12 protein-coding genes are annotated in these 12,452 nt (G+C 70.2%); 5 read left to right on the top strand and 7 right to left on the bottom strand.

Translation table 11 applies throughout. The features are described from left to right. Positions 1-30 precede the first annotated feature (30 nt). Entirely contained in the window at positions 31-321 is a 291-nt protein-coding gene (locus BMY97_RS49490) for an AAA family ATPase (RefSeq protein WP_177231149.1), read from the bottom strand. Positions 322-840: 519 nt separating this feature from the next. On the opposite strand from BMY97_RS49490, the gene BMY97_RS46820 reads away from it, so the two are divergent. After that, the gene (locus BMY97_RS46820) at positions 841-981 is read left to right on the top strand and encodes a hypothetical protein (protein ID WP_177231148.1); all 141 of its coding nucleotides are present in this window, start codon (positions 841-843) and stop codon (positions 979-981) included. Between the two features lie 4 nt (positions 982-985). On the opposite strand, the gene trhA is transcribed toward BMY97_RS46820, so the two are convergent. Continuing rightward, on the bottom strand, positions 986-1,669 hold the full coding sequence (gene trhA / locus BMY97_RS03210) for a PAQR family membrane homeostasis protein TrhA (RefSeq protein WP_091612120.1): 684 nt from the start codon (positions 1,667-1,669) through the stop codon (positions 986-988). 104 nt (positions 1,670-1,773) lie between these two features. Here trhA and BMY97_RS03205 point away from each other — a divergent pair, with 104 nt between their 5' ends. Further along, positions 1,774-2,532, top strand: coding sequence for an isoprenyl transferase (locus tag BMY97_RS03205; protein WP_091612117.1), 759 nt, complete (start codon positions 1,774-1,776; stop codon positions 2,530-2,532). Between the two features lie 71 nt (positions 2,533-2,603). On the opposite strand, the gene BMY97_RS03200 is transcribed toward BMY97_RS03205, so the two are convergent. Beyond that, positions 2,604-2,846, bottom strand: a complete 243-nt coding sequence (locus BMY97_RS03200; RefSeq protein ID WP_091612912.1) for a hypothetical protein — start codon at positions 2,844-2,846, stop codon at positions 2,604-2,606. 626 nt (positions 2,847-3,472) lie between these two features. On the opposite strand from BMY97_RS03200, the gene phoH2 reads away from it, so the two are divergent. After that, entirely contained in the window at positions 3,473-4,864 is a 1,392-nt protein-coding gene (gene phoH2, locus BMY97_RS03195; RefSeq protein WP_177231147.1) for an RNA 5'-3' helicase PhoH2, read from the top strand. A 60-nt stretch (positions 4,865-4,924) separates the two neighbouring features. Here phoH2 and guaB1 read toward each other — a convergent pair whose 3' ends face one another. Beyond that, the gene (guaB1, locus tag BMY97_RS03190) at positions 4,925-6,364 is read right to left on the bottom strand and encodes a GMP reductase (protein ID WP_091612114.1); all 1,440 of its coding nucleotides are present in this window, start codon (positions 6,362-6,364) and stop codon (positions 4,925-4,927) included. A gap of 67 nt (positions 6,365-6,431) precedes the next feature. Here guaB1 and BMY97_RS03185 point away from each other — a divergent pair, with 67 nt between their 5' ends. Continuing rightward, positions 6,432-6,899, top strand: coding sequence for a DUF309 domain-containing protein (locus BMY97_RS03185; protein WP_091612112.1), 468 nt, complete (start codon positions 6,432-6,434; stop codon positions 6,897-6,899). A 40-nt stretch (positions 6,900-6,939) separates the two neighbouring features. On the opposite strand, the gene BMY97_RS03180 is transcribed toward BMY97_RS03185, so the two are convergent. After that, a complete protein-coding gene (locus BMY97_RS03180) occupies positions 6,940-7,563 on the bottom strand; it encodes an MBL fold metallo-hydrolase (protein ID WP_091612109.1) in 624 nt (207 codons plus the stop codon). Between the two features lie 94 nt (positions 7,564-7,657). On the opposite strand from BMY97_RS03180, the gene BMY97_RS03175 reads away from it, so the two are divergent. Next, positions 7,658-8,878: an NADH:flavin oxidoreductase/NADH oxidase family protein gene (locus tag BMY97_RS03175; RefSeq protein WP_091612106.1), complete on the top strand. Its 1,221-nt coding sequence runs from the start codon at positions 7,658-7,660 to the stop codon at positions 8,876-8,878. Positions 8,879-9,395: 517 nt separating this feature from the next. Here BMY97_RS03175 and BMY97_RS03170 read toward each other — a convergent pair. Together BMY97_RS03170 and BMY97_RS03165 are read right to left on the bottom strand one after the other, a co-directional pair. Beyond that, on the bottom strand, positions 9,396-10,928 hold the full coding sequence (locus BMY97_RS03170; RefSeq protein WP_091612104.1) for an ATP-dependent DNA ligase: 1,533 nt from the start codon (positions 10,926-10,928) through the stop codon (positions 9,396-9,398). A 106-nt stretch (positions 10,929-11,034) separates the two neighbouring features. Further along, positions 11,035-12,432 (bottom strand): class II fumarate hydratase, encoded by a 1,398-nt coding sequence (locus tag BMY97_RS03165; protein ID WP_091612101.1) that lies wholly within the window; start codon positions 12,430-12,432, stop codon positions 11,035-11,037. Between the last annotated feature and the right edge of the window lie 20 nt (positions 12,433-12,452).

Genomic DNA, 12,452 nt, shown 5'->3' with positions numbered 1-12,452 from the left:
TCCAAGTTCGAGTGATCGCGATGGATTCTTTTAGGTTATGCGAATTGAGGAAGTCATCCTGCTTTCGAACCTTGAAAGTGGATGCGATGTTATATACTTCTTCTTCCCTGTGGGGGCGTAGTCTGAGAAGTCGCGAATCAAGTTCAGTTCGCGACTGTCTTCGTCGACGATGTTGTTGAAGAAAAGGTTTAGTGCCCTTAGGACATTGGACTTTCCTGAACTGTTCAATCCGACGATGGGATTGTAATCGCCGGGTGAGTCGATCTCGATCAGGCGGATCGAGCGAAAATTTTCCACTCGTATCGACTTAACCAGCTGCATATCGCCATCCATGTCCAATTTCGAGATTTAGTCGATGAATTCTAGTGCATGCCTCCTCGGTGGGATAATCGGGGGGCCGGTTCTGGGTTGCTCGACTCTTTACTTGATCGGTTTCGGAAAGCATCAGATCACTCCTATGGTGCGGTTCGATGCCGTATTGCCCTGGCAGGGCGCCGGACGGCATTCAATACATGCGAGGACATGCACGGCGCGCGTCGACTTCACGCGCGATGGCGGGCTGTCGGTGCGCTGGAGTCGGGCGGCGGCTATCCGCCGCTAGGCCGGGTGGACCATTGGCGTTCGGCTGATTAGCGCAGCGAAGCGTCGGGCGAGCGTGGTGCTCGTCAGTCTCGCCAGTGTGGCTAGATCTTCGACCTGCCCCTGGTGCGGGGTAGACGTGCAGGAACAGCCACTTCCACGGCGATCTTGAGGTCGGCCGTAGGCCAGGCGGCCAGCGACCCCAGCGTGCGCGATCGAGGCCCGTAGCAGTTCTAGGCCCGCCACTGGAAGGTCCTGACTGTGAACGTCACCCGGGGGACCACGCACGACGCCCTGCTCGCCGCCTCATCCGCAGGCTGGCCGACGACACTTCGCTACGCACTCCTGCTGCTCGTCACGAGGGGGACCCTCGGTGCGGCGGTGCTACTCCTGCTGCGGTGACCAGCTAGGCGTACATCGCCAGCCAGATCGCGATGTAATGCGACACCGCCGCCAGCACCGTGCACGCGTGGAAGAACTCGTGGTACCCAAAGGTATTCGGCCAGTGATTCGGCCACTTCACGGCATAGAAGACCGCGCCCATGGTGTAGAACAGGCCGCCGACGCAGAGGAGGACGAGGGCGGCGACGCCGGCGTGGTGGCCCAGCTCGGGCATCACGAAGACCGCCACCCAGCCCAGGGCGATGTAGATCGGGACGCCGAGCCAGCGGGGGGCGTGCGGCCACAGCATCTTCATGCCCACGCCCAGCACCGCGCCGCCCCAGACGACCGCCAAGACGATGTAACCCGTGGGCTGGGACATGGCCAGCAGGGCGAACGGGGTGTAGGTGCCGGCGATGAAGAAGAAGATCATCGAGTGGTCGGCGCGTTTCATCCACTTGTACGCGCGCGGGCTCCAGAGCCGGCGGTGGTACAGGGCGCTCACGCCGAACAGGCCCAGCACGGTCAGCCCGTAGACTGACGTGGCCAGCGCCGCGAGCGGCGAAACGGTCGACGCGGCGAGGCTGATCAGCGCCGCGGCGCCGGCGACCGCGCCGAAGAAGGACCAGAAGTGGATGTGCCCGCGCAGGCGCGGGCGGGTGTCGACGGGCGCAGGGCCGGACGGTGGGGGTTCGGTCGTCACGCTCACTCAGCCAGGTTACGGGACCGTAGGTTTTTCGCCACCTCCCGTGGCGCGTCACACGTCCGGCTCAGGGGTGCGTACGCTCAGCTGACGTGAGCATCAGGTCCTTCATGTCCGACGTCGTCTACAGCGTCTACGGCCGCCGCCTGATCCAGCAGGCCGCGGACAGCCATCCGCGGCACGTCGCCATCATGCTCGACGGAAACCGCAGGTGGGCGCGCGAAGCCGGCTTCACCGACGTCGCCGACGGGCATCGCGCCGGGGCCAAGAAGATCGCCGACTTCCTCAGCTGGTGCCAGGAGGCCGAGGTCGAAGTGGTCACCATGTGGCTGCTGTCCACCGACAACCTCAACCGCGACCCGGACGAGCTCACACCGCTGCTGAAGATCATCACCGACGTCACGGACGAGCTCGCGGCCCCCGAGGCGCCGTGGCGGCTGCGCATCGTCGGTGCGCTGGACCTGCTGCCGATCGAGGTGGCGCAGAAACTCACCGCCGCCGCGGCCCGCACCGGGGACCGGCCGGGCATGGAGGTGAACGTCGCCGTCGGTTACGGCGGGCGGCAGGAGATCGCCGACGCCGTGCGCAAGCTGCTGCTCCAGCACGCCGACGAGGGCACCTCGATCCGCGAGCTGGCGAAAATACTCGACGTCGACCACATCTCCGAGCACCTGTACACCTCGGGGCAGCCGGATCCGGACCTCATTATCCGGACCTCCGGTGAACAGCGGCTTTCCGGATTCCTGCTCTGGCAGTCCGCGCATTCGGAATTCTGGTTCACCGAGGCGTATTGGCCGGCATTCCGCCGGGTCGACTTCCTTCGCGCGCTTCGCGACTACGCCTGGCGCCACCGCCGCTTCGGCGCCTGACCTCGCACGAAGGATCCCGGGCACGAACAAGGGCCCCGGAGCGAACTCCGGGGCCCTTGTCTCAACCCACGTCAGTGGCCGTGGTGCTCCAGCGAGTGGGCGATCAGCGCCGGGGTGGTGGCGATGCCCGTGTAGGCACCCGCGACCAGGGAAGCCGCGCCGTAGCCCAGCGCGCCGCCACCTTCGATGAAGGTCGCGTATGCGTCACCGAACGTCGGGTCCGGGGTGTGGGCTGCCGGCGCGGCGAACGCCGTACCGCCGAGCATCATCAGGCCCGCGGCCGCACCGGCGACAATTCCAGCCTTCTTCAGCACTTCGCACACTCCTAGGTAGATAATCTGGGATCTCGGGCACCGAACGATCCGGTGGTGTGTCCCGCAGTGAGAAAATTACCCCCGAGCGGCCCGTAATGAGTGCCCGGTACTCCCATTGTGTGAGCCGCAAATAGGCGGGTTCACCCGGTCCGGGTCAGTGTCCAGTATGCGAAATGCATTTCCGCCGCCCCCGTGGTACAAGCTTTCCTGGATTCTTCCAACCCCGTTCCGTGACAATTTCCCGAAGATCATACTGACGCGTGATCACCCGAATGCCATTGTGCTCACCCAGCGTGATGTCACGGGGTGTTGATGTCGGGCGACCCACGGTGAGATGACGAATTGGCGAATCACCTGTGTGGCTGCCTGCACGATCGCCCGGACGTAGGTACCTTCCGGAAGTGAGGGCACGCGTTCCGTGCGGGTCCTCGCGGGAGGCCCTGGTCGTGGCGTTGATCGAGGGGGCGGCTCAGCCGTCCACGAGATGCACGAGGGGGCCGGCACCCGGCCCTCGTGGCCGCATCGCCTGACGCAGCCGGCGTCAGGAGGAGCGGACCCAGCCAGGGAGGTGCCCGGCCCAGCGAGTGCGGGCGTGGGGTGCACACGCCCTCGAGGGAGATGCCGTCGTGACTGCGCAGCGTTCACCCCGCAAGGCCTCTGGCCGTTCTTCGACCGGTGCCCCTGGCCCGGAGAAAGCCTCGATCTCGCCCACCCCAGGTGTGTCCACCTACGTGCTGGACACGTCGGTCCTGCTTTCCGACCCGTGGGCGGTGACGCGGTTCGCCGAACACGCGGTCGTCCTCCCGCTGGTCGTCATCAGTGAACTGGAGGCGAAACGTCACCACCCCGAGCTCGGCTGGTTCGCCCGTGAGTCGCTCCGGCTGCTCGACGACCTGCGCCGGCAGTACGGCAGGCTCGACGCGCCGATCCCGATCGGGGAGCACGGCGGCACGCTGCAGGTGGAGCTCAACCACACCGACCCCTCGGTGCTGCCGGTCGGCTTCCGGACCGACTCCAACGACCACCGCATCCTCGCCTGCGCGCTGAACCTGGCCGTGGAGAAGGTGCCGGTGACGCTGGTGACGAAGGACATCCCGCTGCGGGTCAAGGCCGGGGCCGTCGGCCTCGCCGCCGACGAGTACCGCGCGCAGGAGGTCACGCCGTCGGGCTGGACCGGCATGACCGACGTGGACGTGCCGCAGGAGCTGGTCGACGCCCTGTTCGCGGGCAACTCGGTGGACCCGGTGGAGTTCGGCCTCGCCGAGGTGGGCGAGCTGCCCTGTCACACCGGGCTGCGGCTGCTCGCCGGCAGCACCGGCGCGCTGGGGCGGGTCACCGCGGACAAGCGGATCCGGCTGGTGCGGGGCGATCGCGAGGCGTTCGGGCTGCACGGCCGCTCGGCCGAGCAGCGGGTGGCGCTGGACCTGCTGCTGGACTCCGACGTCGGCATCGTCTCCCTCGGCGGCCGCGCCGGCACCGGCAAGTCCGCGCTGGCGCTGTGCGCCGGGCTCGAGGCGGTGATGGAACGCCGCCAGCACCGCAAGGTCGTGGTGTTCCGCCCGGTCTACGCCGTCGGCGGCCAGGAGCTGGGCTACCTGCCGGGCTCCGAGAGCGAGAAGATGCAGCCGTGGGCGCAGGCGGTGTTCGACACCCTCGGCGCGCTGGTCAGCCAGGACGTGCTGGACGAGGTGTTCGACCGCGGCATGCTCGAGGTGCTCCCGCTGACGCACATCCGCGGCCGCTCGCTGCACGACACGTTCGTGATCGTGGACGAGGCGCAGTCGCTGGAGCGCAACGTGCTGCTCACGGTGCTCTCCCGCCTCGGCACAGCGTCACGGGTGGTGCTCACGCACGACGTCGCCCAGCGCGACAACCTGCGCGTCGGACGGCACGACGGCGTCTCGGCGGTGATCGAGAAGCTGAAGGGCCACCCGCTGTTCGCGCACGTGACGCTGACCCGGTCGGAGCGCTCGCCGATCGCCGCGCTCGTCACCGAGATGCTGGAGGACCACGGCTGATCCCCTGGGGAACTCGTGAGTGTTCAGGCGGTTCTCACGGTCCTGAACACTCACGAGTCCTCACCAGCCGGACGGGAGGGGACGGCCCTCGGCGAAGCCGGCGGCGGACTGCACGCCCAGCAACGCACGCTCGTGGAACTGCTCCAGCGTGCGCGCGCCCGCGTACGTGCAGGACGAGCGGACGCCCGCGCAGATCGAGTCGAGCAGGTCCTCGACGCCAGGGCGGTTCGGGTCCAGCGCCATGCGCGAGGACGAGATGCCCTCCTCGAACAGGGCCTTTCGGGCGCGGTCGAAGACGTTGTCGGTGCGCGTCCGGGCGCCGACGGCCCGTTTGGACGCCATGCCGAACGACTCCTTGTACGGCCGCCCCTGCTCGTCGAACCGCAGGTCGCCGGGCGATTCGTGGGTGCCGGCGAACCAGGAGCCGACCATCGCGGCGGACGCGCCGGCGGCCAGTGCCAGCGCGACGTCGCGCGGGTGCCGCACGCCGCCGTCGGCCCACACCTGCTTGCCCAGCTCGCGCGCGGCGGCCGCGCACTCCGCGACGGCCGAGAACTGCGGCCGTCCGACGCCGGTCATCATCCGCGTGGTGCACATGGCGCCGGGGCCCACGCCGACCTTCACGATGTCCGCGCCCGCGTGGATCAGATCCCGGGTGCCCTCGGCGGTGACGACGTTGCCGGCCACCACCGGAACCCGCGGCGACACCGCGCGGACCGCCTTGAGCGCGGCGATCATTTTCTCCTGGTGCCCGTGCGCGGTGTCGACCACCAGCGTGTCGACGCCCGCGGCCAGCACGGCCTCGGCCTTCGCGGCCACGTCGCCGTTCACCCCGACGGCCGCGGCCACCCGCAGGTTGCCGTCGGCGTCCGCGGCCGGCGTGTAGATGCCGGCGCGCAGGGCGGCGACGCTGGTCAGCACCCCCGCGAGGCGGCCTTCGGCATCGAGGCCGAGCGCGAGCCGGGCGCCGTGGGCGTGCAGCTGCTCGAAGACCTCGCGCGGCTCCGTGTCCAGCGGAACGGCGACGGCCGCGGGCTGCGCGACGTCGGCGAGGCGCGCGAAGCGGTCGACACCCGCGCAGGCCGCTTCGTCGACGATGCCGACGGGCTTGCCGTCGCCGTCGACGATCACCACAGCGCCGTGGGCGCGCTTGTGCACGAGGTTGAGCGCGTCGGCCACCGCGTCGCCGCCGGTCAGCACGAGCGGGGTGTCCCACACCGGGTGACGGCTCTTGACCCAGGCCACGATTTCGGTGACCGCGGCGGTGTCGACGTCCTGCGGCAGCACCACGAGCCCGCCGCGGCGGGCCACCGTTTCGGCCATCCGCCGTCCGGCGACGGCGGTCATATTGGCCACCACCACGGGGATCGTCGCACCGCTGCCGTCCACAGTGGACAGGTCTACGTCGAAGCGGGACTCCACGTCGGAACGGTTCGGCAGCAGGAACACGTCGTCGTAGGTCAGGTCGTGAGCGGGCACATGCCCATCCAGAAAGCGCACGTGTTCCCACGGTACGTGGCTCGCGCGCGGGACGCGAACCAGGCCTGGCCCGTGGAACAATGCCGTTATGAACGGCCGTGACCGCGACGACACCGGGCGTGCCCGCAACGCACGCCCCCGCGACGGCCTCGGGCGGCCGCTGCCCTACGGCGCCGACGGCGTGGAGCGTCAACCCGAGGGCGTCGTGCGCACCCCGGAGGAGACCCTGACCGAAGCCCAGCGGCTGCTGGACGAGGGCAAGCCCTTCCACGCCCACGAGGTTTTCGAGGACGCGTGGAAGTCGACTGACGGCCCCGAGCGCGAGCTGTGGCGGGGCCTGGCGCAGCTCGCGGTCGGCCTCACCCACGCTGCCCGCGGCAACGGCGCGGGCGCGGCCTCCCTGCTGGAGCGCGGCGCGGCGAACATCGAGCCGTTCCGCGCGCGGCCGCCGCACGGCGTCGACGTCGAGGGCTTGCAGGCCTGGGCGCAAACGCTTGCGGCAGAGGCCAAGGTGAAGGTGCGCGTCGAACCGGTGGCGCCCCGGTTGCTTCCTTAGGTCGTCTGACCGTTCCTCAGGTGCCTGGTGTGGCGGGCCCTCAGGCCTCGGGCCACTCCGCCGAGCCCGCCTTCTCGTCGGCGATCGTGGTGCCCTCGCCGTGCCCGGTGTGGACCTCCGTCGGGTCGGGCAGGGTGAAAAGGCGCTCGCGGATGGACTTCACGATGGTCGGGTAGTCCGAATAGGACCGTCCGGTGGCGCCGGGGCCGCCGTGGAACAGCGTGTCGCCGGTGAAGACCACGCCGAGGTCGGCCGCGTAGAGGCAGACGGCGCCCGGCGCGTGGCCCGGGGTGTGGAGCACGGTGAGGCCGGTGCCCGCGATGGTGACGACCTGGCCGTCGGCCAGCTCGCCGTCCGGCGCTCGGCCGGGGTGCGTGAGGTCCCAGACGACGCGGTCGGCCGGGTGCAGCAGGATCGGCGCGCCGGTGCGCGCGGCCAGCTCGGGCGCGGCGTTGACGTGGTCGTTGTGGGCGTGGGTGCAGACGATCGCGCGCAGTTCGCGGTCCCCGACGACCTCGGCGATCGCGGCGGCGTCGTGCGCCGCGTCGATCACGATGACCTCGGCGTCGTCGCCCACGATCCAGACGTTGTTGTCGACTTCCCAGCTGCCGCCGTCGAGTTCGAAAACACCCGACGTGACCAGGTTCTGCACTATCGCCGTCATGGTCTGCAGACCCTAGCGCCCAGTTGGGATACCGCTGGTATCTACTTTCGGGTAGCCTACTGCCGGTAAGTTTCGCTGCGAAGACGGGACCGCGATGACAGCCACCCGGGAACTGCTGGCCGAGCCGCTCAAACTGCGCTGCGGGGCAGTGCTGCCGCACCGGATCGCGAAGTCGGCGCTGAGCGAGCAGCTCGGCGACCGTCGCAACCGGCCGACGCCGGAGCTGGCCGAGCTGTACCGGACCTGGGCGCGCGGCGGTGCGGGCCTGCTGGTGACCGGCAACGTGATGGTCGATCCGGCCGCGCTCGGCGAACCGCGCAACGTCGCGCTGCCGGTCGTGCCGGACCCGGCCGTCTTCCGGCCGTGGGCGCGCAGCGTCGACGGGACCGAAGCGCGGCTGTGGGTGCAGCTCAACCATCCCGGGCGGCAGAGCCCGCGGTTCCTTTCGCGGCAGCCGGTCGCGCCGTCCGCGGTGCCCTTCGGCGATCGCGGCGTGCGGACCGCTTTCGCCGCGCCGCGAGCCCTGACGGGCGACGAGATCGAGGCGATCATCGACCGGTTCGCGTTGGCGGCGAAGACATTCGTCGACGTGGGCTTCGACGGGGTGCAGCTGCACGGCGCGCACGGGTACCTGATCTCGCAGTTCCTCTCGCCGCTCACGAACCTCCGCGACGACGCGTGGGGCCGTGATCGAAGCCGTTTCCTGCTCGAGGTGGTCGCCCGCGTGCGGTCGGCGGTGGGTGATTCCGTGCCGGTGTCGGTAAAGCTGAACAGTGCGGACTTCCAGCGCGGCGGCTTCGGCGAGGACGAGTCGCTCCAGGTCGTCCGCGCCCTCGGCGACGCGGGCCTCGACCTGCTGGAGATTTCCGGCGGCACGTACGAAAAGGCCGTGATGATGGGCTCCGGCCGCGAGAGCACCGCGCGCCGTGAGGCGTATTTTCTGGACTACGCGGCCAAAGCACGCCAGGTCTCCGACGTCGCGCTCATGGTGACGGGCGGCTTCGCCACTGCCGAGGGCATGGCGGAAGCCCTGCGTTCAGGCGCCCTCGACCTGATCGGCCTCGGCCGGCCCCTGACCGTCGACCCGAGCCTGCCAGCGCGCCTGCTCGCCGGCGAGGACGCCCGCGCCGAGCGACTCTGTCCGCGCACCGGCATCCGGCTGGCCGACAGCCTGCTCGAAATCCAGTGGCACACCCAGCAAATCCACCGCGTGGCGGCGGGCAAGCCCGTCGCCCGCGGCCGAAGCGCTTGGCGGGCATTGGCCCAAGCCGGGATCAACGACCCGTTCAACGCCTTCCGCCGCGTCCGCGGCTGACTCCGGAACGCCCGGGTGACAGGGCGTGCGTTGTCTGGCCGCGAGGTCGGGTGGCGCCGGGCGACTGGGCGACAGGGAGGTTTGCCGGTCGAGAGTGGTCGGGAGGTTAGGCGACGGGAAGGTCGAGCAAGCCGGTGGGGCGACGGTCCGGCTTGTCTCTTCGGAGCATGCCGAAGGACTTGGCGGACAGCGTTCCCGGTCCGGGAAGGGTGATGGTCCGGCTCCTGTTTGCAGAGCGCGCCGGGCCCGTGGGCCGGTGGTCGACCCCTGGTTTGGCGAGTGCGCCGCGTTGGCCGCGGCTGTCGCCGTAGTCAGGCGCCAGTGCGGTTGGCCGCAGCTGCGGAGGACCGCTGCCGTGGCGGCCGTGAGCGTGGCTGGCACCTACCCAGGGGTCGAGCCGGGAGTGTGAGCCCGTGCTGAGGTGTTGGCCGGTGCGCGTCGGTCGGCGGCGGGCGAAGCAGGCCGATGCGGCATAGCGCTCAGGCAGCAGGTGCGCCAGGGCTGGGTGCGTCCAGAGTCAGCCCTCCTCGCCTGGGCGGTCGCCGCGGAGGAGGGTGCGGACGGTGTCGATCGTGTCGGCTTCGGTGGGGGTCTTGTCTGGGCGGTAGCGGACGACGCGGGCGAAACGCAGGGCCAGGCCGCCCGGGTAGCGGGGGCTGATCTGCGCGCCGTCGAGTTCGATCTCGACGACTACTTCCGGTCGCACGTGGACGGTCCAGTCGTCGCGGTGGGTTTCGATTTCCTGGAACCGCTTCGTTTGCCAGGCCAGCAGCTCGTCGGTCATGCCCTTGAAGGTCTTGCCCACCATGATCGGCGGGCCGCCGTCCGGGTCGCGGGCGCCGAGGTGCAGGTTCGACAGCGTGCCGGTGCGGCGCCCGTGCCCCCATTCCGCCGCGAGCACCACCAGGTCGATCGTGTGCACCGGTTTCACCTTCAGCCAGGCCCGCCCGCGCCGGCCCGCCGCGTACGGCGAGGCGAGGTCCTTCACCATCACGCCCTCGTGGCCCGCGGCCATCGCCGCCGCCAGCACCGCGGCCGGGTCCGCTGGCTCCACCTGACCCGGGATGACGTGCTCGCCCGCGACCCGGCGCAGTGCCGCGTTGCGCTCCGACAGCGGCGCGTCCAACAGGTCGACGCCGTCTAGGTGCAGGCAGTCGAAGAAGTACGGCCGCAGCAGCAGCGCGCGCACCTGCTCCTCGCGCGTGCTGCCGAAACGGCTCATCGTCTCCTGGAACGGGCGCGGCCTGCCGTCGTCGGCCAGGGCCAGTGTTTCGCCGTCCAGCACCACCGACTCGCACGGCAGCGCCCGCACGAGGTCGACCAGCTCCTGCACGCTCGAGGTGATCTCCCGCAGCGTGCGGGTGTAGACGTGCACTTCCTCGCCCTGACGGTGCACCTGGATCCGCGCACCGTCCATTTTGTACTCGACGATCGCGTGTTCGTGCTCGGAAGCCGCTTCTTCGAGCGATTCCGCGGGGGAGGCCAGCATCGGCCGGATCGGCCGCCCGAGCGCCAGACGGAACTCGGCGAGCCTCGCCGCGCCACCGGTCAGCGCCGCGTGGCCGGTGACCGGCAGCCGGCCGGACAGCATGAACGCGCGCCGCACGTCCGCCGCCGGCAGCTCGGCCGCCGCCGCGATCGCGTCGACCATCACGCCCTCCAGCGCGCCCTGCCGCAGCTCGCCGGTGACCAGCCGGAACAGGAACTCCTGCTCGGCCTTGGTGAGCCGGGTGAACAACGCGGTGAGCACCTCGGCCCGCCGCTTCACCGATCCCGCCCCGGACGCGGCGGCGACCTCGGTCAGCGCCTCGTCCACCTCGGCGACGCTCACCTCGGGCGCCGCCGCGGGGGAGGCGGCCAGGTCCGCGAGCGTGCGCCAGCCCGCGCCCAGGCGGTCCTGCGCCGTCTGCCCGGTGAGGTACGCGATCACGGCGGGCAGCTCGGCGGGCTCGGCGGCGCGCAGCACCGCGGCCAGGGTGGCGGTCTTCGCCTTCCTGGACCGGGTGGCCGCCAGCTCGGCGGACGCGGTGACGATCTCGGTCAGCAGCACCCCGACATCATGACCCCGGGCACCGACAATTTCCGCTCGTCCATCGCCCGATCAGGAACAAAGCACCTGCTCGAACCGGGAATTCAGCGGGAAGATCCCGAGCCGGTTACTTGCCGCCCCGGGCCATGCGGAGCACGTCGAGAGCCTCGTCGAGCTGGGCCTCGGTGAGCTTGCCGTCCCGCACGAAACCGCGTTCGAGGACGACCTCGCGGATCGTCTTCATCTCCTTGAGCGCCTGCTTCGCGACCGCTGCCGCCGCTTCGTAGCCGATGTACTTGTTGAGCGGCGTGACGATCGAAGGCGAGCCCTCGGCGTACTGGCGCGTGCGCTCGACGTTCGCGGTGACGCCGTCGAACACCTTGTCCGCCAGCAGCCGCGAGACGGCCGCGAGCAGCCGCGCGGATTCGAGCACGTTGCGCGCGATCACGGGCAGGTTCACGTTGAGCTGGAAGTTGCCCGCCGCGCCCGCGAACGCTACCGCCGCGTCGTTGCCGATCACCTGCGCCACCACCTGCAGGGTCGCCTCGGGGATCACCGGGTTGACCTTGCCCGGCATGATCGACGAGCCGGGCTGCAGGTCCGGCAGCGCCAGCTCGGCCAGCCCGGTGCGCGGGCCGGAGCCCAGCCAGCGCAGGTCGTTCGCGATCTTGTTCAGCGACACCGCGACCGTGCGCAGGTGACCGGAGGTCTCGACGACGCTGTCCTGCGTCGCCTGCGCCTCGAAGTGGTTGCGCGCCTCGGTCAGCGGCAGGCCGGTCAGCTCCGCGAGCTCGGCGGAGACGGCGGCGCCGAAGTCGTCCGGCGCGTTCAGGCCGGAGCCCACGGCGGTGCCGCCGATCGGCAGCTCGCCCAGCCGCGGCAGGCCGGACCGGAGCCGTTCGACGCCGAAGCGGACCTGCGCGGCCCACGCGCCCGCCTCCTGGCCGAGCGTGATCGGCACGGCGTCCATCAGGTGCGTGCGGCCGGACTTCACGACGTCCGCCCACTCCCGCGCCCGCGTTTCGATCGCGCCCGCGAGGTGCTCCAGCGCCGGGACGACGTCGGTGAGCACGGCCTCCGTGGCGGCGACGTGGATGGTCGTCGGGAACGTGTCGTTCGACGACTGCGAGGCGTTGACGTGGTCGTTCGGGTGCACCTCGCGGCCCAGCGCGCGGGTGGCGAGCGTCGCGATGACCTCGTTCGCGTTCATGTTGGACGAGGTGCCGGAGCCGGTCTGGAAGACGTCGATCGGGAAGTGCCGGTCGTGCTTGCCGTCGGCCACTTCGTTCGCGGCGGCGGCGATGGCTTCGGCGACTTCGGGCTCCAGCACGCCGAGCTTGGCGTTCACGCGCGCGGCGGCCGCCTTCAACAGGCCCAGCGCGCGGATCTGGGCGCGCTCGAGACCGCGGCCGGAGATGGGGAAGTTCTCCACGGCACGCTGCGTCTGCGCGCGGTAGAGCGCGTCGACCGGGACGCGGACCTCACCCATCGTGTCGTGTTCGATCCGGTATTCCTGTTCAGCCATACCCCCGATTCTGGCCCTGT

Source organism: Amycolatopsis saalfeldensis (genome assembly GCF_900110575.1).
GTDB classification, from domain to species: Bacteria; Actinomycetota; Actinomycetes; order Mycobacteriales; family Pseudonocardiaceae; genus Amycolatopsis; species Amycolatopsis saalfeldensis.
Note: the sequence above shows the minus strand (reverse complement) of the source record. Positions and strands in the feature narration are given on the sequence as shown.